Here is a 21,034-nt window from a genome sequence, read left to right as displayed (position 1 = left end):
CCTAAGTGCTTGGCTCCTCGTCTTCGACGAGGGCAAGCCCCCGCCCGACGAGGTCTTCCTCGGGCCACTCGACTGCCAGCCGCGACCACGAGTCGCCCCCGTCGTCGCTCCAGTACACCCCCCGGTTGGTCAGTGCGGCGAACTCGCCCGCGCGCACTCCCGCGGCGAGGACCGCCCGCACCGTTCCCTCGGGGTAGCCGTCCATTGCTCGCTCCCACCCGCCGTCCGGTGTCCGTCGGTAGAGATATGTCTCCGCCCTCGCAGGCGTGTGCGCTGACCGTGCGCCGTCTGCCGCCGAGACGACGACGCGCTCCGGGTCGGCGGAGTCGACCGCCAGTCCCCAGACGTAGCCGTGGTCGAGTCCCGCCTCGGGGTACTGCCACGTCCTGCCGCCGTCGGCCGACTCGGCGTAGCCGTCGCCAGCGGCCGCATACACCCGGCCCGGTGCGTCGGGGTGAGTCGCAAGTGTGTGGTTGTCCAGTCGTGCACCCGCTGGTCGTGGTTCCCACGCCTGGCCGGCGTCGGTCGAGCGGAGGAACGCGCCCGCCTCGATTGCGGCGTACACCGTCGCCGAATCCTGTGGGTCGACCGCGAGCCAGCGGACGTGATGGGTGTGTGGTCGGGGCGGGAATGCCCACTCCTCGGCCGAGGGCAGGTCTGTCAGGTCGCCGCGCTCGCTCCAGGTGTCGCCGCCGTCGGTCGACCGATACACCGCGCTCGGCTCGGTCCCGACCCAGACCACGTCAGGGTCGTGCGGGCTGACCGTCGCCGCCGTCACGCGGTCGTCGAAGACACCGAGCGTGTCCCAGGTCGTTCCGCCGTCGGTGCTGCGCTGCAGCCCCGATTCGACCGTGCCCGCCAAGACCTGTTCGGGCCGAGACCGAGACGCGGCGAGACACTCGAACTCGAAACCAACGAGGACCTCCCGAGAAGACGGACCGGTTCGGATATTCGAGACGGCCACGAGTCGGTCGTCCAGCGCGGCGTAGGCTCGCATACCAGCGCCTTCGAGCCTGGCCCACACAAAGCTGACGCGGGTCGCCCAAAGATGTGAGACAGTACATTCTTTCTGTCCCGCGCCGAAGTGCCGATATGAACCACGAGCAGTCGCGGTCACTGTACGACAGGGCACTGTCAGTGCTGCCGGGTGGGGTCAACTCCTCGGTCCGGGCGATTCGGCCGTATCCGTTCTTCATCGAGAAAGGCGACGGCGGACACGTCATCGACGCCGATGGAAACAAATACCTCGATTTCGTGATGGGGTACGGACCGCTGTTGCTCGGGCACGACATGCCCGAGGAGGTCCAGTCGGCCGTCCAGCAGCGAGCGAGCGAGGGACCGATGTACGGCGCACCGACCGAAGTAGAAGTCGAACTCGCCGAGTTCGTCGCCCGTCACGTCCCGAGCGTCGAGATGATACGCTTCGTGAACAGCGGCACCGAAGCGACCGTCTCGGCGGTCAGACTCGCCCGCGGCTACACCGGCCGGGACAAGATTGTCGTCATGGAGAGCGGCTATCACGGCGCTCAGGAGTCAACCCTGGTCGAGGGGGAAGGTTCCGAGACACAGCCCTCCAGTCCCGGGATTCCGGACTCTTTCGCCGAGCACACGATTACGGTTCCGTTCAACGACGAGGAGGCGATTCACGATGTTTTCGACGCCCACGGCGAGGAGATTGCGGCCGTTCTGACAGAGCCGATTCTGGGGAACTACGGTATCGTCCATCCGGTCGAGGGGTATCACGAGACGCTCCGCGAACTGACCGACGACCACGGCGCGTTGCTCATCTTCGACGAGGTTATCACCGGCTTCCGAGTCGGTGGACTCCAGTGTGCGCAGGGGAAATTCGGTGTCACGCCGGATATCACCACCTTTGGAAAGATTGTCGGCGGGGGGTTCCCTGTCGGCGCAATCGGCGGACGTGCCGACATCGTCAAGGAGTTCACGCCAGCCGGCGAGGTCTTCCAGTCGGGGACGTTCTCCGGCCATCCGGTGACGATGGCCGCGGGGCTGGAGACGTTGCGATACGCCGCGAAAAACGATGTGTACGACCACGTTAACGCGCTGGGCGAACAGCTCCGCTCGGGGCTGACCGATATCGTCGCCGACCAGGCCCCGGAGTACACCGTGGCCGGGACCGACAGCATGTTCAAGATTCTGTTCACCCGTGAGGGGCCCGACGAAATGACAGACCACTGTGAGGCCGGCTGTCGCCAGCGTGCGTCGTGTTCGCGACACGACCACTGCCCGAAGCGCGGGGCCGACGTGATGGACGGAGAGACCGAGCGCTGGGAGCGTCTCTTCTGGCCGGCGATGAAAGAGCAGGGCATCTTCCTCACGGCCAATCAGTACGAGTCCCAGTTCATCTGTGACGCACACACAGCGGAAGATATCGAGCAGGCCCTCGAAGCCTACAAGGAGGCACTGTAATGGGTGACGGCGAAGACGCCAGCGACGAGCGCCACCTGTTCGGCGAGCGACGCCAGACGACGACGGGCTTTCTGGCGAGCGACATGGGGGTGTTGCGCGTCGAACTCGCCCCCGACCGGCTCGGCGAGTTCGGTATCGTCGAACGCCGTCGCGCGACAGATATCGCCGCCGGGAAGCAACTGGCCGTCGCAACCGAAGACGATGTAATGACTGCTGGCGACGACCGTACGGAGTTCACACCGCTGGGCTTCGGGCCGGCCGCGGCAGTCGGAATCGACGAAACGACACTCTACGCGGCGAGCCCGGACGGGACGGTCGCACGGGCCAGTATCGCGGCGGCCGACGGTGACACGACCGAGTGGGAAACCCTGGGTGACGTATCCGGCCCTCGGGCCTTCGAGGGGCCAGTGCTCGCGACGGCCAGCGGCGTGGTCCGCGTCGCTCCGACGTTCGAGACGCTCGGACTGGACGACGTGGCAGACGTTGCGAGCGGCGACCACCTCCTCGCCGGGGGCGAAAACGGTCTCTTCGAGTACGCTGACGGCAACTGGGTTGGCCTCTTCGACAGGCCGATTACACGGGTCACTGCTGGCGACGACGCCGTCTGTGCGGTGACTGCAGACGGGGCCGTGCTCCGCCGGACAGACGCCGCCTGGGACGTGATTTCGGTACCAGAAGGGACGACGGCAACGGCCGTCGCGGCGACACAGAGCCTGTACGTCGTGACAGAGGCGGGTGACGTGCTCATTTCGGCCGACCCGACGGCTGCGACCGACGGCGTTGGCGGCTGGCAGTCCGAGCCCCTCGGTGTCCGCACCGTTCACGGGTTCGTCCTCGACGACGCCTGACCGGTAATACAGACCGAAAGGTCATTTACCGAGGACAGCGAGTGCTATCACATGATTGTCTCTGGGTCGAGAAGCCAGTCGCTCGCCGTCGCGCTGGCCGCCGAGACCGGGATGGAGTTGGCTCCGGTCTCGTTCGATACGTTTCCCGACGGCGAACGGACCGTCCGAGTCGGCGACGTGGCCGACCACACGGTCATCGTGGCATCGACAGTGTCGAACACCAGTCACGTCGAACTCCTCCAGCTACAGGACGCGGCCCGTGAGGCCGGTGCAACAGAAGTAACGACGGTCATTCCCTACATGGGATACGCCCGCCAAGACGAGGCCTTCGAGACCGGTGAACCCGTCTCGGCGCGTGCGATGGCCCGCGCTATCTCGACGGGGGCCGATAGAGTACTGACGGTCAACCCACACGAGCAAGCCGTCTGTGACTTCTTCGACGTGCCTGCCGAATCAGTCGACGCGTCGGCACAGCTTGCAGCACCGCTTTCGGGGCTGACGGAGCCGCTCTTTCTGGCACCCGACAGCGGGGCAATCGACCTCGCCGAGACGGTCCGTGACGCATACGGCACCGGCGAGACAGACCATTTCGAGAAGACCCGTCACTCCGGCTCAGCCGTCGATATCGAGCCACGCGACGCGAGCGTCGAGGGTCGAGACGTGGTGCTTGTCGACGACATCGTCGCCACCGGCACGACGATGAGCGAATCGGTCGCTGTTCTAAACGAGCACGGCGCAAACCGCGTAACAGTGACCTGTGTACACCCGCTGCTGGCCGAAAATGCTCGTCTCAAGCTCGCACGCGCAGGCGTCGAGGCAGTCATCGGCACCGACACCATCGAGGACCCCGTGAGCGAGGTCAGTGTCGCGCCCGCGATAGCACCACAGCTGTAACCGGCTGACCCAGACACCCGCATTTGATTAGGGAGAACGACGGAGGAGGAACTATGACAGCACAGACGACAGCAGACGGGGCGGAACCGCTGGAGGGAGTGACCGTCCTCGATGCCTCGCGTGTTCTCTCAGGGCCGTTCTGTACGATGCAACTCGGCGACCTCGGCGCAGACGTTATCAAAGTCGAACGACCGGACACCGGCGACCAGACGCGTGGCTGGACGCCCCCGACCTACGGCGACTCCCAAGAGGCCGCATACTACCTCAGTATCAACCGGAACAAGCGTTCGATGACGCTCAATCTCGCCAGCGAGGAGGGCCGCGAGGTGTTCCGTGACCTCGCACGCGAGGCCGACGTGCTCGTCGAGAACTTCCGGGTCGGTAAGATGGCCGAATGGGGACTCGGCTACGAGGACCTCAGTGAAGCCAATCCCGACCTGGTCTACTGCAAGATTAGCGGCTACGGGGAGACGGGACCAGATAAACACCGACCGGCGTACGACCTCATCATGCAGGCCGAGGGCGGGATGATGTCGATTACCGGTGAACCCGGCTCGGAGCCGGTCCGGGTCGGCGTCGCCATCGCCGATATCGGGGCCGGCATGTACGCGACGCAGGCGATTCTGGCCAGCCTCTTCCGTCGAGAGTTCGCCGATACGGGCGGCGAACGCATCGAGGTGAGTCTCTTCGATACGATGGTGGCCTGGCAGACTTACATGGCGTCGTACTACTTCGCCGACGGCGAGCCCCCGGAACGGATGGGGAGCCGTCACCCAACAATTGCTCCCTATCAGGCGTTCCCGACCAGAGACGACTGGGTGGTCGTCGCCTGTGCGTCGGAACACATCTGGCCGCGATTCTGTGCCGCGCTCGACCGCGAGGACCTCGTCGACGACGAGCAATTTGCGACCAACGAACAGCGGGTAAACAACCGGGAGGAACTCGAAGCGATACTCACAGCCGAAATCGAGACGTACACCACCGACGACATCGTCGAGATACTCCACGACCACGACGTGCCCGCGACGGCGGTCAACGACATGGAAGACGTATTTACACACCAGCAGGTCGAGGCCCGGAACATGCGCCGGAGTATCGCCCATCCCACGGTCGGCGAGGTCGAGATGCCCGACACACCGATGAATTTCGCCGACATGGCGACGGCCTTCGACCGCCACCCGCCGCTTCTCGGTGAGCAGACTGCGGACGTTCTCGACGAGTTCGGCTACTCGCCGGCAGACATCGAGACGCTACGCGAAAACGACATCGTGTGACGCCGTTAGCCGTAGTACCAACCGTAGTGGCTTTGAGTCTCGCGTACAGAGATAATAGCAATGACAGCGACCGTCGAGATGTCCCGGCGGGACGCCTGGGTGGCCGCGATGCGGCCACAGACGCTTCCGGCCGGCGGGGCACCCGTACTCATCGGAATCGGGCTGGCCGTCGCCGATGGGGTGTTCAAGCCCTGGCCAGCGGTCGGTGCACTCGTCGGCGCACTCCTCATCCAGGTCGGGACGAACTTCGCCAACGACTACTACGACGCCGTAAACGGCGCTGATACCGACGAGCGTGAGGGGTTCACCCGCGTCACCGCGGGCGGTCTCATCGAACCCTCTCGTGTCAAGCAAGCGATGGCCGGAACGTACGCGCTGGCCCTCGTCGTCGGCGTCTCGCTCGTGTACGTCGGCGGTCTCCCTATCGTCGCCGTTGGCCTGTCGAGCATTCTCGCCGGTCTGCTGTACACCGGTGGCCCGTATCCGTACGGCTACTACGGACTCGGGGATTTGTTCGTCTTCCTCTATTTCGGGCTGGTCGCCGTCACAGGGACCTACTACGTCCAAGCGGTGGTCGCCCTTGGCGAGGCGCCGCTGGTGTTCTGGGTTCCCCCGGAGACGGTGACGGTAGGAGCTGTTCTGGCTGGAGTCGCGGCCGGTGGCCTCTCGACGACGATACTCGTCGTCAACAACATCCGCGACCGCGAGACCGACAAAAAGGCTGGCAAACGGACGCTCGCGGTCATGCTGGGGTATCGCTGGTCGCGCCTCGAATATCTCACTTTGCTCGGGGCTGCCTACCTCGTCCCGGTCGTCCTCTGGGTCGGTCTCGGGTATACACCGGCCGTGCTTGCGGTGTTCCTGTCGCTACCGCTCGCGGTTCGTGTCGCCAGAGTGGTCTGTACCCGGACCGATGGCGATGCGCTCAACCCGGCGCTTGAACAGACTGGGAAGCTGTTTGCTCTCTATTCGGTCCTGTTGACGGGCGCACTGGTCGCGAGCCAGGTGATTGCATGACGACTATCAAACCGTTCCACGTCAGACTCTCGGATTCCCTCGACACCGCGAGAGGGTCGATTCGGAAGCGCGAAGGGCTGTTGGTCACCGTCGAGTACGACGGTCATTACGGTGTCGGCGAGGCGACGCCGCTACCGGGGTGGACCGAGTCCTACGACGCTTGCCGCGAGGCACTGGAGACGGCGAAGTCGGTGGCAGACGAACTCGACTGGGGAATCGCTCTCGCGAAAACCGACGCGCCGGCCGCCCGCCACGGTCTCTCGCTCGCTCTCGCGGAGGCTCGCGCCAGAGCCGAAGACTGGTCCCTGTACCGGGCGCTTGGCGGCCGCGAGTTCGTCGAGACGGTTCCGGTCAACGCGACGATTGGCGCCGGCTTGGCTCCCGAGGCCGTCGGCAAACGGGCCCAAGAGGCCGTCGACGACGGGTTCGAGACGCTCAAGCTCAAAGTCGGGACAAACGGTATCGAGGAGGATATCGAGCGAGTGCGTGCCATCAGAGACGCAGTCGGCGAGGAGGTGACCCTCCGTGTCGACGCAAACGGGGCCTGGACGCCCGACCAGGCACAGGCCGCTCTCGACTCGCTTGCGGCGCTCGACGTATCCTACGTGGAACAACCACTGCCGAAGACCGCACTCGACGCTCACGCGGAGCTCTCGGGGCCCGTGGATATCGCACTCGACGAGTCGCTTGCCGCCTACGGAGTCGACGACATTGCCGCGGCAGACGCTGCGGATGTCGTCGTCCTGAAGCCGATGGTACTTGGTGGTCCTGACCTGACGATGGCGGCGGCCCGACGCGCCCGCGAGGCCGGCATCGAACCCGTCGTCTCGAACACCGTCGACGCGGTGGTGGCACGCACCGGCGCAGTCCACATCGCCGCCGCAATTCCCGATATCTCCGCCTGTGGCCTCGCGACGGCATCGCTTCTGGACACTGACCTCGGTCCCGACCCCGCACCGGTCGAGGACGGCGAGATTGTCGTCCCACAGCGGACGGGCCTCGGGCTCCCGGAACGACTGTGATGACACCGTCTGTCGACTGGCCGATACGGAGTCCGCTCCGAGTGCGAACGCAGACCACCCCGGACAGGGTAGCAGTGCGTGACCCCGAGCAGGATGTGCGTTTGACCTACCGCGACCTCGCTGAAGCGGTCGCTCGGACGGCCGATGCGCTGTCTGCCCACAGCACGGCGTGGGACGATACCCCGCACGACCGACCGCGGGTCGGCTATCTCTCCTCGCCGACAGCGAGCTTCGTTACGACGCTGTACGCACTCTGGGAACTGGGCTGGACCGCTGTCGGTCTCCACACGGACCTCACCGACGGGGAACTGGCACGCAACGCCGAACTCGCAGAACTGGATACCCTCGTCGTCGGTGAGAATCACGACGCTCCAGCGGAGAACCTGCCGTGTCCGACTGTCGGCATGTCTTCTGTGGTCGAGTCATCGCCCGAAACCGACCCGGGGAACCCACAGCCACGCTGGGGGCCCGACGAGACGGCGCTCGTTCTGTTTACCTCGGGAACGACGGGCCAGCCGAAAGGCGTCAGGCTGACGTTCAGGAACCTGCTCGCGAGTGCAACTGCATCGGCGTTTCGGCTCGGCGTCGACCCGGACGACCGGTGGCTGTGTTGTCTCCCGGTCTCGCACATGGGCGGGCTCGCGCCGGCGGTGCGTACCGTCTACTACGGGACGACGCTGGTCGTCCAGCGGAAGTTCGGAGCCACGGAGGCGGCACGTTGTCTCGCCACCGAAGGGATAACTGGCGTCTCGCTGGTCCCCACCCAGCTCAAACGCCTGCTCGGTACAGACTGGACCCCACCCGAGACGCTCGATACGGTTCTCTTGGGTGGCGCACCGGCGACCGACGACCTGCTCGACAGGGCAAGCGACGCGAACGTCCCAGTCTATCCGACGTACGGGATGACCGAGACAGCCTCACAGATAGCGACGGCGCGGCCCGAGACAGTCCGACAGCATCGAGGAAGCGTCGGCCAGCCGTTGCAGGGGACTACGGTGACGGTCCTCGCGTCGGGCGAGCCGGTCGAGCCGGGCACAGATGGCGAACTCGTCGTCGACGGTCCCACTGTCACGCCAGGATATCTCGACGACGCACAAACGGCTGACGCCTTCGGCGAGTACGGCTTTTACACGGGTGACCTCGGCTACCGCGACCGGGATGGGCGGCTCTGGGTCGTCGGCCGCGTCGACGAGGTGATTAACACCGGTGGCGAACTCGTCTCGCCCGCGGAGGTCGCCGACGTGCTCTCGGCGCAGCCCCGCGTCGCGGATGCCGCGGTCGTCGGCGTCGACGACGAGGAGTGGGGACAGCGAGTGGTCGCCGTCGTCGTCCCGGCAGACGGAGCCGACCTCGACGCCGAGTCACTCCGGGAAGCCTGTCGTGAGGACCTGGCTCGCCACAAGGTCCCCAAGGAGATTATCTTCCGGGAGTCGATACCGCGAACCGGCTCCGGTACCGTCGAGAGAGGGGCCGTCCGCGAGCGATTCTCTGACTGACTACGCGAACGAGGAGATATCGAGCCCTGTGCGTCTTCCGTCGAGTACGTCGAACCGCTCGTTTCGTCGGCGTTCGAGCCAGTGAAGCAGCCGTGCGGCCCAAGATAGCTTCTGTCGCTTCTCGGGAGTCACGCTGTCGTCGTCGAAGGCCCAGCCGGGGAACAGGAGGCACTCGGCACCCAGCGCGTCTGCGAGAAATGCCGCCCGGTCGCCGTCAGTAAAGCCGCCGAGGTTACAGACCGACCCGGCCGGTCGCGCCTGTGTCGTCGGAATTACCGCATCGAGATTGAATGCCGGCACGGTCGCTTCGACCACGTCGACGTTGTCGCCGTGTGCGTGGACGGCGACCGGAACGCCCTCCGTGGTCAACGCCTCGGCCGTCGCGGGGACCTTGTCGAGGTCAGTCACCATGCAGTCGATGCTCACTCCGACTGTCCGGAGCGTCTCGGCGGCGTTTGACGCCGCGACGACGGCAGACGCCCGTTCGACCGTTTCGATGTCGTCTTCGAGCCCCGGGGCACCGCCTGCAACCGCGACCGTCTCGCCCTCGAAGGAAAGTCCAGCGAGCGTTTGCTCGACCGTGGCCGTCGCGTCGCCGTCTGTCCGTGTCTCGAATAGCTCGCGCAACACGTCGCGTGCCCGCTTGTCTCCTGCTCTCCCGTATCCGAAGTCGTCGAGAATCTGCTCGTAGACCGGTTCCCACGTCTCGAAGTCCATGTACTGTTGGGTCACTGGTCCGGCACGCTGTTGTAGCTGTCGCTACTCACGTAATGCCATATAAACCGGGTTGAGCCGAAATGGCACAAGACACCCCTGCCCGTGTGCCCTTTCGGCCGTCATCCGTCGTTTTATGCTCTTCCGGTATAAGCTTTCTTACCGAACAGCAGGATAGTGAATTATGTTAACGTGTACCAATACACGGCCACCACGGTCGCCTGACACCGGGTACGGTGGCGAACCCCGATAGACGTATCACGTTACTTTTGGTTACAGCTATCCCAGAACAGCGCAATGACACCATCTTTCGAGGGGGAGCTTGCGGTGGCCGTCGTCGACGCTGAGACACCAGGAAACGTCGGAACGATTGCCCGCGCGATGAAGAACTTCGGGCTCTCCGAGTTGGTGCTCGTAGACCCGCCAGCGCTCAACCCCGAGGGAGAGGCCTACGGCTTTGCCGGCCGCGCTCGCGAAGATATCCTTCCGGAAGCGACCGAGATAACGTTCAACGAACTGGTCGAAAACTACTATACGGTTGGCTGTACAGCCACCACGAACGAAGACGCCAGGAGTCACGTCCGGTATCCGGCGATGACTCCCGACGAGCTATCGGGGCATCTCGACGGCCTAGACGCCGACGCGGCACTCGTCTTCGGGCGAGAGCGGGTTGGCCTGACAAACGACGAACTCGCTCGCATCGACGCGCTCTGCTCGATTCCGGCGAGTGCGGAGTACCCTTCGCTCAACCTCGGACAGGCGGCGACTGTCACGCTGTACGAACTACGCGAGTTGACCGTCGGGGAGTCACAGCACCCCGAGACCCTCCACGAGCGAGCGGCCGAGGCTGAAATCGAACGGCTCTACGGCCAGTTCGAGAACTACGTTGCTGCCATCGACCACCCTGAGCCAAAGCGCGACAAAGCAGCCAGAATGTTCCGTCGATTGCTCGGTAGAGCACAGCCGACGCCGCGAGAAGCCAGCACGTTGCAAGGGCTGCTCCGGCGTGGAGCCGAGCGAAGCGCCGACTGGACACCCGAAGACGACGAAGACTGACGACGCTATCTGTTCTCTTACATTACATTTAATACAAACTTCTTGTATATTGCCTGTATGGCTCCGATTCGGTCAGTTGCTAAGGCAATTCTTGTCTCTGCTGGTCTGAGTGTGGTCGTACTGCTCAGTAATCCCGTTTCGGCAGTCTGGGCCACGACAGAGCAACTGGACCCCCGAAATGCCAGCCAGTTGTGGTGGATTGTGTGTACGATCGCGTTTGGTGCGCCGGTCGTCGGCGGGATTGTTGGTGGCCTCGTCTATGCGAACGACGACCGGAGGTACTACGACCCGTTCGTGAAGGGAGGTGCCTGCGCTGTTGGCGGTCTCCTGTTTGGCATTCTCTCTTGGGCGGCCGCAGGCGGTGCAGTTCGCTCACTGGAAGCGATGTTCGCGTCTGTTGTGTTGGCTCTGTGTTTCGTCGTTTTCGGTGGCCCACTGGCGTTTCTCGTCGGTGGATTCACCTCGAAACGAGTCGCGTGGGACCAGTAGCCTACGCTCGACGCTGAATCTCCTCGCGAAGGACGTCACTGACAACGTCGCCGTCGGCTTTCCCCCGGAGTGCGCCCATACACTCGCCCATCAGGGCAGAGAACGCACCCATCCCCTCGGCGTCGATTTGTTCGGCGTTTCGCTCGACCACTTCGACGACAGCCTCCCGAACCTCGTCTTCACCTGCACTCCCGAGTCCTTCCTGCTCGGCGGCCTCTGTCGCCGAGAGGCCGGGCTGTTCTGCCAGGGCGGCGAGCAGGTCCGGTACGCCTTCTTTCGCGAGTTCGCCGTCGGCAAGGAGCGCGAAGACTTCCTCGAAATGGCTGTCGGTCAGCCGTTCGACGGGCACGTCGTCGCGCCGGAGTTCGGTGACTGTGGATTCGAGTGTGCCTGCCGCAAGCGTCGGGTCGACCCCCATCTCGACCGCGCGCTCGAACTGACCCATCCGTCGGCCATAGGCAACCTGCTCCGCCAGCGTCTCGTCGAGGCCGAACTCCTCTTGATACCGCGTCACGCGCTCGGTCAACAGCTCCGGGGTCTCTACCGCGGCCGGGTCCGGTTCGACGGGCGGCACGTCTGTCTCGGGATACATCCGGGCCGCTCCGGGGAGCGGGCGGAGATACCGGGTCGTCCCGTCCTCGTTTGCCCCGCGGGTCTCCTCTGGCACGCCTTCGATTGCGGTTTTGGCACGCTCGGCGACGGCGTCGATGGCGAGACTCGCGGTCTCCTCGGCGTCGGCGACCAGCGCCACCGCGTCGTCCGGGCCTGCGCCGACGACCTCGGCAACCGCCGTTACCTCCTCGTCGGTGATGCCGTAGGCGGGGAGTTCGTCGGTGTGGAAGATGCCTCCGGCCCCGTGACGCTTGGCGTGGTCAGCTAGCTCGGTGCCGAGCCGCCTGTCGGGCAACAGTTCACGTCCCACGATGCCGTCGAACCCGTGCAGTACCACTGCCTTGACCGCGCCGTCGCCCGAGAGCGCGCCCTGGATGACGCTGCTGTCGCTGTCTGCAAGCACTGCAGACACGTCCGCCACGTCGCCGACGCTCGCGTCGCGCTCGTTCAGCGTTTCGGCGATATCGAGGAGTTCGACCTGGCGGCGCGCCTCGTTTCGGACGATATCGTCGATGTCGTCGAGACTCTGGACGCCCTTAATTTCGACCCGTGCGCCGTCCGCGATAGAGACGTTGACGTCCTGTCGGATAGTGCCGAGGCCGCGTTTGACCTGCCCCGTCGAGCGGAGGTACATCCCGATTTGCTCGGCGGCCTCTCTGGCCTGTGCGGGCGTCCGGATGTCGGGCCGGGTGCCGATTTCGACCAGCGGGATACCGAGGCGGTCGAGGCTGTACCGGACTCCGTCGTCGGTTTCTTCGACACGCTGTGCGCTCTCTTCTTCGAGCATCAGGTCTTCGATACCGACAGCGCCCTCAGAAGTGTCGATTTCGCCGTCGACAGCGACTTGCATCGTCCGCTGGAAGCCGGAGGTGTTCGACCCGTCGACCACGATTTTTCGCATAACGTGAATCTGGTCGACCGCTCGCATCTCCAGCAGCTGTGCGATTTCGAGCGCGGTCCCGAGCGCCTCGTCGTCGACCCGTGCCGGCGGTTCGTCGTCTTCCTCGACGAGACAGGTCGAGTCGTACGCGAGGTACTGGAACTCGCGGTCGACACGGCTCTCCTCAAGGGCAGCCTCATCGAGTTCGCCGAGTTCGCTTTTCGTCGGGTGGAGATAGCGCGTGAACCGTCGGCTCGCCTCTTCGGGCTCGCGCAACTCCGTCGGGCAGGCACAGAACAGCTTCGTCTCGGTGTCGAGTTGCTGGTGGATTTCCAGCCCCGCAACCAGACCCAGTTCCGCGTAATCGAGTTCACTCATTGTGTGTGTCTGTGATACCGACGCTCAAAAAACGTACTATCGGGCAACGGACACCCAAACCAGTCCCGATAAGTGACTGCCGCCCAGTTTTAGATTCCGATACTCGTCACTGCATTTATCTTACAGTGGAGATAGGTTGGCCCATGGGAGTGGTGGAGCAGTCCCAGGAAACCGTCGAGGAATACCTCTCGGCACTCGAGGAATCATATCGGTCGTTCCCGGTAAACCAGACGACAGTGGCCGTCGCTGTCGAGAAATACCAGCGCGAGCGCGAGCGTGCTGTGGCCGGCAGCGTCGACAGCTACGCGAAGGTGACAAACGAGGCCGACGACGTTTTGCACCTCGAAGAGGACGGAGACCTACGTTTGCCGTCTGCGCGGACGAGCGACGGCGAAATTGGGCGTGCGACGGTCGACGCTGTCGAGCACTCGACCGGTGTCACTCCCCGAATCGATGGCATCGAGCAGGCCACGATTTTGGGTATCCACGACACCGGGTCCGCCCACGAGACGGTCTTTCGTCTCGCCGTCATCTTCGAGGCAACCCGTCAGGCCGGCTCACCGAACGCCGATGCGGTCTGGCACTCGACAGCCGAGATTCCAGAAATAGTCGTTTCCTGACTCAGAGAACGCCCGTTGCTGTTGCGGCCTCCCGAGCGGCGTCTCTATCGATACCGTTGCCCAAAATCGTGTACCGGTCCCGTATCTCGTGGGCCGTCGAGAGCGCTTCGAGTATCGTCTCCCCATCGATACCCAGTTCCTCCGCAGTCGTCGGTGCACCGATGGTGGCGAGTGCGCTCCGGATGTTCTGGAATTCGCCGTGGTCGCCGTCCTGAAGGTATGCGGTCAGTATCGAACCGACGCCGACCTGATGGCCGTGTAACGCCTCGCCCGGTGCGAGCCGGTCGAGCTGGTGAGAGAACAGGTGTTCGGCGCCGCTGGCCGGCCGGGAGGAGTCCGCAATCGACATCGCAACCCCTGAGGAGACCAGCGCTTTGACGACGACCCAGGCGGACTGTTCGAGTCCCGGCTTCAGCGACGACGCGTTCTCGACGAGCATTTCAGCAGTCATCCGCGAGAGTGCCCCGGCGTATCGCGAGTATTCGGCGTTCTGGAGGCGGTTGGCGAGTTGCCAGTCCCGGACTGCGGTGTAGTTCGAAATGATGTCGGCACAGCCGGCGGTCGTCAGCCGCCAGGGCGCGTCCGCGAGAATCTCCGTATCTGCGATAACTGCAAGCGGCGGGTCAGCGGCGACGCTGTGGCGCGTGCCGCCGTCGGGGACCGAACCACGCCCCGAGACGATACCGTCGTGGCTGGCGGCCGTCGGCACCGAGATGAATCCGAGCCCCTGGTCTGCGGCGGCCATCTTGGCGATGTCGATTGCTTTCCCGCCGCCGACGCCGACGAGATAGCCGGGGTTCATTCCCTCGACAACCTCGATGACGCGCTCTATCTCGTCGAAGCTGGCCTCCTCGACGACGACCATCTCGGGGGTCTCGCCGAGGGCAGACAGCTCTCGACGAACGCGCTCTCCGGCCACCTCTCTCGGCGTTGGACTGGTCACCACGAGCGGCGTCCCGCCGAGATGGAGGTCAGAGATAGCGTCCCCCGTCTGGTCGAGTACCCCGTGGCCGACGACTACGTTCCGGGGTAACCGAATCCACGTCGATTTTTCGAACATAGTTTGGCTTTCCTGCCAACCCAGTTAAGTACTGAGGGTTACCCCTGGATAGATTGATATACCTCCAGTATCATAGATGCGGGCATGGTCTTTCTAGTTCCGTACGACGGCTCACCCGTTTCGGAAGCAGCACTCGACCGTGCGGTCGAACACGGCAAGGCGCTGGAAACGGAGGTTGTCGCTGTCACGTTCATCCCGACCGGGGCCGAATACGCTCAGCGCCGCAAGTGGATTCAGCCTGAGGAAGATTTCGCTATCGACTCGGCACGGGCGGAACTCAAGCGTAAAATCGACGAGACGACCGACGAGTCCGAGCGCAACTTCCTCGATTCGGGCGCGACCGTCGAGAACGGCGTCGGCGACCACATTCGCCAGGCCGCACACGAGGTCGAGGCGAGTACGGTCTACGTCGGTGCTGCCGAGGAGACGGACACCGAGTATCGCACGCCGTTCGGGGAGATTACGACCGACGAGAGCTACGACCTCCATCTGGTCCGGTCGTACTGATATCGAAGTCGTCTTTTCGGTGCCCACACCAGTACGCATAGAGCATGGGTTCGGCAAGTGACGTTCGTGTGCTTGGCATCGAGGGAACAGCGTGGGCCGCGAGCGCGGCGCTGTACGACGGCGCGACGGACTCGGTCCACATCGAGACGGAGGCCTACCAGCCCGAGAGCGGCGGTCTCCACCCGCGCGAAGCCGCCGAGCACATGGCCGAACACCTCCCAAAGGTCGCCGAATCCGTCCTCGAACGAGCGCGCAACGAGAGAGACCAGCCAATCGACGCCGTCGCGTTTTCGCGCGGCCCCGGCCTCGGCCCCTGTCTCCGACTCGCTGGAACGACCGCACGCGCGCTGGCCCAGCGCCTCGACGTCCCGCTCGTCGGCGTCAACCACATGGTCGCCCATCTGGAAATCGGCCGCCACCTGTCTGGCTTCTCGTCGCCGGTCTGTCTCAACGCCAGCGGCGCAAACGCCCACATTCTCGGCTACCGAAACGGGCGCTACCGCGTACTCGGCGAGACGATGGATACCGGCGTCGGCAACGCCATCGACAAGTTCACCCGCCACGTCGGGTGGTCACACCCCGGCGGGCCGAAAGTCGAGGAAGCCGCTGCTAACGGTTCGTACGTCGATTTACCGTACGTCGTCAAGGGGATGGACTTCTCGTTTTCGGGCATCATGTCTGCGGCGAAAGACGCCGTCGACACCGACGGCCAAAGCGGCGCTCCAGTCGAAGATGTCTGTCACGGCCTACAGGAGAACATCTTCGCGATGCTGACAGAGGTCGCCGAGCGCGCACTCTCGCTGACGGGGAGTTCCGAACTCGTCCTCGGGGGTGGCGTCGGGCAGAACCAGCGTCTGCAATCGATGCTGGCGTCGATGTGTGAGCAGCGCGGGGCCGACTTCTTCGCGCCGGAAAATCGATTTCTCCGGGACAACGCCGGCATGATTGCCGTCCTCGGCGCGAAGATGTACGCCGCCGGCGACACGGTCGCAATCGACGACTCCGGTATCGACTCGAATTTCCGCCCCGACGAGGTGCCCGTCACCTGGCGAGACGACGACGAAACGGTCGCCGTCGCCCCGATACAGACGGCTGAGACAGTCACCGGAGCCGAAGCGACAGTGCGGCAAGACGGCGACAAGATAATCAAGCGCCGGAACCCCCGCGAGTACCGACACCCCACGCTCGACGAGCAACTCCGCAAACGCCGGACGAGACAGGAGGCGCGCCTGACACAGGCGGCCCGCAAGGCGGGCGTTCCGACGCCACTTGTCCGGGATGTCGACCTCGCGAAGACGACGCTCGTCTTCCAGCACGTCGGCGACCGAGACCTCCGGGCAGCGCTGGGGACCGACACCGTCGAGACGACCGCCCGCCACCTCGCGCGTATCCACCAGCACGGGTTCGTCCACGGCGACCCGACGACGCGAAACGTCAGGGTCGACGACGCGTCCGAGACGGTCTTTCTCATCGACTTCGGTCTCGGGTATCACACAGACGCTCCCGAAGACCACGCCATGGACCTCCACGTTCTCGCACAGAGTCTGGCGGGGACGACCGACGACGCGAACCGACTCACCGAGGCCGCGACCCGTGCGTACGGCACAGTAGGCGACGCTGCCGTTATCGACCAACTCGACGAGATAGAGGGTCGGGGAAGATACCAGTAACACGGAGAGCAGTACGGCAAAATATTTACTCCCGGCACTGTGCCCATCCGAGCATGGAGTACGTTCTTCTGGTCACGTGGAGTCTCGTTCTCGCTCTGCTGACCGCAATCGGCGCTCCCCTTTCGACGGCTGTCTTCGCCCGCCTCCCCAGACGCGGCGCGGCGTTTTCACTGCCCGTCGCGCTTGCCGTCCTCGCGACGGTAGTTTTCCTTCTCGGTCAGGTGACCTTCGGCCTGCACACGATTGTCCTCGGAATCCTCGTCCTCTGGGGGCTGTCGGCGCTCGCGTACAGTGCCGGCTACGTCCCCGAGTGGAAGACGGTGGCGAGTGCCTACGGCGTCTTTCTCGGTGGCTTTCTCCTGTTTGCGTTCTACGTCGCTCACACCGCGGCGATAACGCCACAGGGAGGCGAGCAGTTCCTCCACTACGGGCTGACCAACGCCCTCGTCGACGCCGGGAGCCTGCCGCCCGAAGACTTCTGGTTTGCCGGCGAACCGCTGCGATACTACTACGGCACCCAGCTTCAGGTCGCGACGCTGTCGATGCTGACCGGAACCGAACTCCGGTACGGCTACTATCTCGGCCTTGCGACGTTCTATGCCGTCCTGTTCGTGAGCGCGTACGGGCTCGTCGGTGCCGTCGTCGAGGAGCGCGGCCGGCCGTTTCACCTCGGCGGGCTGTTCGGCGCTGTGTTTGTTGCACTCGCCGGCACATCGGTCACGTTCCTCCGACAGCTGTTCGGCCGGCTCCCAGCGGAGACCGCACGACAGTACGGCGAACCTGTCTTCCGTGGGCTCATCGAGGAGCGCGGCATGTCACTGTCAGAGGCACTCGCCTCCCAGGGTGGCACCGGTGACTGGCTCTGGTTCTACGAGCGGTATGCCATCGAGGGCGGTCTTCACGAGTTTCCGTTCTACTCGTTTATCAAGGCAGACCTCCACGGCCATACGCTCTCGACGGGGTATATCGTCCTGGCAGCCGCAGTTGCCTTCAGCTACTACCTGACGCCTTCAGAGGAACGCTATCGCCGCCTCGGGCTGCTCTATGGCGGGCTCGGCCTGGTCGCGGGCGTGTTCGGCTTCATGAACACGTGGGCGCTGCCGACGGCTGTCGGACTCGCGTGGCTCGCTGTCGCGGCCGCCGACGCACATCCGGCGACGCTGTTGCCTTCGGCGGTTGCTGACTCGTTGGTCCTGCCAGAGAGAGGGCTCTGGAACCGCCTCTCTGCCGAAGCCTGGCGTGTCGTCCTCGCCGCCGCGCTCGCAGTCCCCGTCGGCATCGTCGGTGTCGCTATCGCCTCGCCGTTTCTCGTCTTCGGACAGGTGCCGACAAACGAGGGTATCGGCTTCTTGCCGCCCCGGACACCACTCGATACGTTTCTGGTCCTCTACGGCGGGATTCTCGCCCTGTTCGCCGGTTACCTCGGGTCCCGGAGTCGCCAGCGCTCCGGGGTGTCGGCAGTCCATCTCGGGGCGGGCGTCGCGCTCGTCGTCGGCGTTCTCGTCGGCTTTCTCGCCTCGTTCGCCGTGGCTTCGCTCCTCGTCGCATTCCTGCTGGTGGCGTGGTGGCTCGTCCGCACAGAGCGGGCCGGCTTTACCGCCGTGTTGCTGGTCGCTGGTCTCGGGTTGTTGCTCGCACTCGAAGTCGTCCACGCCAGGGTGTACCCCTTCGACCGGGTCCGGTGGAACACCACGCTGAAAGTGGCAGTCCAGGGCTGGACGCTCGCAGGTCTGGCCGCCGGTGGAGCCAGCGCGTTGCTCGTCTCCGGCGGCGTCGAGCGACTCCGTGCTGTCCGTCAGGCGGTCGATGCCGATGATATCTCGACGGAGGCCGCAGTTTCGAGGGGCGTGCCGGCGGCGCTCGCCGTCGCACTGGTCGTCGCGCTGGTCGCGACGAGCCTCCCCTTTGCTGCGCTCGCGATACACAAAAACGCAGACATCCTCACGCCGAGTGACGGCTCACTCGACGGATTGGCCGTCCACGACCAGTTCAAGGAAGCGGAGATGGAAGGGCTGTACTGGCTCGACGACCGCGGACAGCCGACAATCGCGGAATCTCCGACACGGCGAACCTATAGCTGGAGTTCCTCGGCATCGGTGTTTACCGGGGCCGCGACTGTCGTCGGCTGGGACCACCAGGAGGGGTACCGTGGAGAGGCCGCCTTCGACCGCCGGGCCACAGCCATCGACGCGCTCTACACGGGACCGATGGCCAATGCCACGGCTATCCTCGACCGGTACGGTGTCGAGTACATCTACGTCGGTCCGACCGAGCGCGAGAACTACGAAAACATCAACGACTTCGATGAACTACCCGGCGTCGACGAGGCCTTCTCGAACGGCGCAGTCACCATCTACGAGGTCAACGCGACGGCACTCCCATAGTAACCATCTTAACGCCGGCTGACGTATCTCCGGACATGCCTGACAAACCGACCTCTGGCGAACTGTTCGGTATCCCGTACAACTTCGAGCAGCCGAACCTCAAACGGCTGCTCTCCGGTCACTGGCAACCCGACGAGGGGATGCTCGTCGAGAAGGAGTTCGGCATCGGCTACACCCTGAATATGGCGAACTGGCGCTCCTGGGTTGTCCTCGCGGTCGCTGGCGCACTCCTGTTCCAGCAAGAGCGCAGCGACGACGAGGAAGGCGACGGGGAGGAAGACGAACCTGTCGAGGTTGTCGTCGACTAATCGACGCCTATTTTCAGCGCCATACCAGAGAGGGGGTATGGTCACCTTCGTCACGACGAACCCCGGCAAAGTCGCGGAGGCTCGCGAATACCTCGCCGACCCAGTCGAACAGGTCGACTTCGACTACCCCGAGCCACAGGCAGACGACCTCGCGACGGTCGCAGCCTACGGTGCCCGTGCCGCCTACGAACACCTCGGTGAGCCGGTCATCGTCGACGACTCGGGGCTCACTATCGAGGCGTTCGACGGCTTCCCGGGACCGTTCTCGTCGTACGTCGAGGACAAACTCGGCATCGAGCGGGTCGCCGACCTCGCGCGCGCCGAAGACTCACAGCGCGCAGCGTTCCGGGGCGTGGTCGCCTACTGTGACGGGCAACCCTTCGAAGCCACGCCAGAACCCGTCGACACACAGCGGCGCGGGCAAGACCTCGCCGCCGACGAGCGCGCAAGCGCGACGACTGACGACCAGGTCGACGACGGCTCACTCCCAGTAAAACTGTTCGAGGGCGTCGTCCGCGGACAGATTGTCGAGCCACGCGGCGAGGACGGCTTCGGCTATGACCCGATTTTCGAGTACGACGGAGCCACCTTCGCCGAGATGGGGACCGAAGAGAAAAACGCCATCTCACACCGCGGCCGCGCGCTCGCGAAGTTCGCCGACTGGTACGGACAGACAGACCGGTAGTCACTGCCGCGGGTCGCTGTCCGGGCCGGGATAGGAGTTGCCGAACTCGCGTTCGTACACCGGCGCGGGGTCGAACACTGTCGCGAAGGCGTCTGGTGTGCGGATGCTGACTGACATGTGTGACTGGAGCGAGAGATTCGCGCCCGTTGCGGTCAACGACCCGTCGAGAGTCAGCAACTGCGTTGCGCCGCTGCGGTAGGCAGAGGCAAGCGCCGGGTGGTCTTCGGATGGATGCTCGACACGGAGACGCTGGTCTACGATTGTCGTCTCCCAGTCTGCCGCTAACTCCGATGGCGCGAACTCGGCAATCAGTGCTCGCGCCTGCCCCAATAGGTGGTCGCTAGCGACGAGATGGACCCAGGAGTGCCGGCGCACGTGGTCGAGCGCATCCCGTGTTGCTCCACCGACGAGCAGGTCTGCCGCGAGAACGTCCGCGTCTGCGACGACGCGGAACCCTGCCTCGTCGGCGTCACTCGCGCTGTTATCCGAGGCCAGCTCGGTCGCCTGGAGGTTCCCGCGCCTGTCCTGAATCGCCTGTGTCGTCGCGTCACACGTCGTGGCTCGCTCGAACAGCTCTGCCCAGGACATACCGAAACCCAGGCAATCGACCCACAAAAAGCAACCGACCGCACCGTCACACCTCTGTCTGACGGAGGTTTATATACGAGAGACGAGAGCTACCAGGTGGGC

General features: G+C 64.5%; 20 protein-coding genes. 15 read left to right on the top strand and 5 right to left on the bottom strand.

Annotated features, from left to right (window positions below):
• Position 1 precedes the first annotated feature (1 nt).
• Positions 2–997 (bottom strand): WD40/YVTN/BNR-like repeat-containing protein, encoded by a 996-nt coding sequence (locus BLR34_RS09815; protein ID WP_092702482.1) that lies wholly within the window; start codon positions 995–997, stop codon positions 2–4.
• Positions 998–1,092: 95 nt separating this feature from the next.
• Here BLR34_RS09815 and hemL point away from each other — a divergent pair, with 95 nt between their 5' ends.
• The 7 genes from hemL to BLR34_RS09780 are packed head-to-tail and all read left to right on the top strand — an operon-like array spanning position 1,093 to position 8,981.
• Entirely contained in the window at positions 1,093–2,430 is a 1,338-nt protein-coding gene (gene hemL, locus BLR34_RS09810) for a glutamate-1-semialdehyde 2,1-aminomutase (RefSeq protein ID WP_092702480.1), read from the top strand.
• Positions 2,430–3,278, top strand: a complete 849-nt coding sequence (locus BLR34_RS09805) for an HVO_0234 family beta-propeller protein (RefSeq protein WP_092702478.1) — start codon at positions 2,430–2,432, stop codon at positions 3,276–3,278. Before hemL ends, BLR34_RS09805 begins: the two co-directional genes overlap by 1 nt.
• Positions 3,279–3,329: 51 nt before the next feature.
• Positions 3,330–4,172 carry a ribose-phosphate diphosphokinase gene (locus tag BLR34_RS09800; RefSeq protein ID WP_092702476.1) on the top strand — a complete coding sequence of 281 codons (843 nt, stop codon included), beginning with the start codon at positions 3,330–3,332 and terminating at the stop codon, positions 4,170–4,172.
• 53 nt (positions 4,173–4,225) lie between these two features.
• Complete coding sequence (locus BLR34_RS09795) at positions 4,226–5,446, top strand: CaiB/BaiF CoA transferase family protein (protein ID WP_092702474.1); 1,221 nt, start codon at positions 4,226–4,228, stop codon at positions 5,444–5,446.
• Between the two features lie 60 nt (positions 5,447–5,506).
• Positions 5,507–6,463, top strand: coding sequence for a 1,4-dihydroxy-2-naphthoate polyprenyltransferase (locus tag BLR34_RS09790; RefSeq protein WP_092702472.1), 957 nt, complete (start codon positions 5,507–5,509; stop codon positions 6,461–6,463).
• Positions 6,460–7,485 carry an o-succinylbenzoate synthase gene (menC, locus tag BLR34_RS09785; RefSeq protein WP_092702470.1) on the top strand — a complete coding sequence of 342 codons (1,026 nt, stop codon included), beginning with the start codon at positions 6,460–6,462 and terminating at the stop codon, positions 7,483–7,485. Before BLR34_RS09790 ends, menC begins: the two co-directional genes overlap by 4 nt.
• A gap of 41 nt (positions 7,486–7,526) precedes the next feature.
• The gene (locus BLR34_RS09780; protein ID WP_245683204.1) at positions 7,527–8,981 is read left to right on the top strand and encodes a class I adenylate-forming enzyme family protein; all 1,455 of its coding nucleotides are present in this window, start codon (positions 7,527–7,529) and stop codon (positions 8,979–8,981) included.
• Here BLR34_RS09780 and BLR34_RS09775 read toward each other — a convergent pair whose 3' ends face one another.
• Positions 8,982–9,698: a 6-hydroxymethylpterin diphosphokinase MptE-like protein gene (locus tag BLR34_RS09775; RefSeq protein ID WP_092702466.1), complete on the bottom strand. Its 717-nt coding sequence runs from the start codon at positions 9,696–9,698 to the stop codon at positions 8,982–8,984.
• Positions 9,699–9,992: 294 nt separating this feature from the next.
• On the opposite strand from BLR34_RS09775, the gene BLR34_RS09770 reads away from it, so the two are divergent.
• Together BLR34_RS09770 and BLR34_RS09765 are read left to right on the top strand one after the other, a co-directional pair.
• The gene (locus BLR34_RS09770) at positions 9,993–10,751 is read left to right on the top strand and encodes an RNA methyltransferase (RefSeq protein WP_092702464.1); all 759 of its coding nucleotides are present in this window, start codon (positions 9,993–9,995) and stop codon (positions 10,749–10,751) included.
• 57 nt (positions 10,752–10,808) lie between these two features.
• Positions 10,809–11,240 carry a hypothetical protein gene (locus BLR34_RS09765; protein ID WP_092702462.1) on the top strand — a complete coding sequence of 144 codons (432 nt, stop codon included), beginning with the start codon at positions 10,809–10,811 and terminating at the stop codon, positions 11,238–11,240.
• 1 nt (position 11,241) lies between these two features.
• Here the strand turns inward: BLR34_RS09765 and gatE are convergent, their stop codons facing one another.
• The gene (gatE, locus tag BLR34_RS09760; protein WP_092702460.1) at positions 11,242–13,110 is read right to left on the bottom strand and encodes a Glu-tRNA(Gln) amidotransferase subunit GatE; all 1,869 of its coding nucleotides are present in this window, start codon (positions 13,108–13,110) and stop codon (positions 11,242–11,244) included.
• Positions 13,111–13,253: 143 nt separating this feature from the next.
• Between gatE and BLR34_RS09755 the strand changes: the two genes are divergently transcribed.
• Positions 13,254–13,730 carry a hypothetical protein gene (locus BLR34_RS09755; RefSeq protein ID WP_092702458.1) on the top strand — a complete coding sequence of 159 codons (477 nt, stop codon included), beginning with the start codon at positions 13,254–13,256 and terminating at the stop codon, positions 13,728–13,730.
• Position 13,731: 1 nt separating this feature from the next.
• Here BLR34_RS09755 and BLR34_RS09750 read toward each other — a convergent pair whose 3' ends face one another.
• Complete coding sequence (locus BLR34_RS09750; protein WP_092702456.1) at positions 13,732–14,790, bottom strand: NAD(P)-dependent glycerol-1-phosphate dehydrogenase; 1,059 nt, start codon at positions 14,788–14,790, stop codon at positions 13,732–13,734.
• 84 nt (positions 14,791–14,874) lie between these two features.
• Between BLR34_RS09750 and BLR34_RS09745 the strand changes: the two genes are divergently transcribed.
• Genes BLR34_RS09745 through BLR34_RS09725 form a run of 5 tightly spaced genes read left to right on the top strand, consistent with a single transcriptional unit; the run spans position 14,875 to position 20,344 of the window.
• Complete coding sequence (locus tag BLR34_RS09745) at positions 14,875–15,297, top strand: universal stress protein (RefSeq protein WP_092702455.1); 423 nt, start codon at positions 14,875–14,877, stop codon at positions 15,295–15,297.
• Between the two features lie 44 nt (positions 15,298–15,341).
• Positions 15,342–16,967, top strand: coding sequence for a bifunctional N(6)-L-threonylcarbamoyladenine synthase/serine/threonine protein kinase (locus BLR34_RS09740; RefSeq protein ID WP_092702453.1), 1,626 nt, complete (start codon positions 15,342–15,344; stop codon positions 16,965–16,967).
• A 53-nt stretch (positions 16,968–17,020) separates the two neighbouring features.
• Positions 17,021–19,351 carry a DUF2298 domain-containing protein gene (locus BLR34_RS09735; RefSeq protein WP_092702451.1) on the top strand — a complete coding sequence of 777 codons (2,331 nt, stop codon included), beginning with the start codon at positions 17,021–17,023 and terminating at the stop codon, positions 19,349–19,351.
• 35 nt (positions 19,352–19,386) lie between these two features.
• Complete coding sequence (locus BLR34_RS09730) at positions 19,387–19,659, top strand: DUF5808 domain-containing protein (protein WP_092702449.1); 273 nt, start codon at positions 19,387–19,389, stop codon at positions 19,657–19,659.
• A gap of 37 nt (positions 19,660–19,696) precedes the next feature.
• The gene (locus BLR34_RS09725; RefSeq protein WP_092702447.1) at positions 19,697–20,344 is read left to right on the top strand and encodes a non-canonical purine NTP pyrophosphatase; all 648 of its coding nucleotides are present in this window, start codon (positions 19,697–19,699) and stop codon (positions 20,342–20,344) included.
• Here BLR34_RS09725 and BLR34_RS09720 read toward each other — a convergent pair whose 3' ends face one another.
• The gene (locus BLR34_RS09720) at positions 20,345–20,932 is read right to left on the bottom strand and encodes a DUF7384 family protein (protein ID WP_245683203.1); all 588 of its coding nucleotides are present in this window, start codon (positions 20,930–20,932) and stop codon (positions 20,345–20,347) included.
• Positions 20,933–21,034: the final 102 nt, after the last annotated feature.

Source organism: Halovenus aranensis (assembly GCF_900100385.1).
Taxonomy (GTDB): Archaea; Halobacteriota; Halobacteria; order Halobacteriales; family Haloarculaceae; genus Halovenus; species Halovenus aranensis.
The sequence above is the reverse complement of the archived record's forward strand: the minus strand, read 5'-3'. Positions and strand labels throughout refer to the sequence as shown.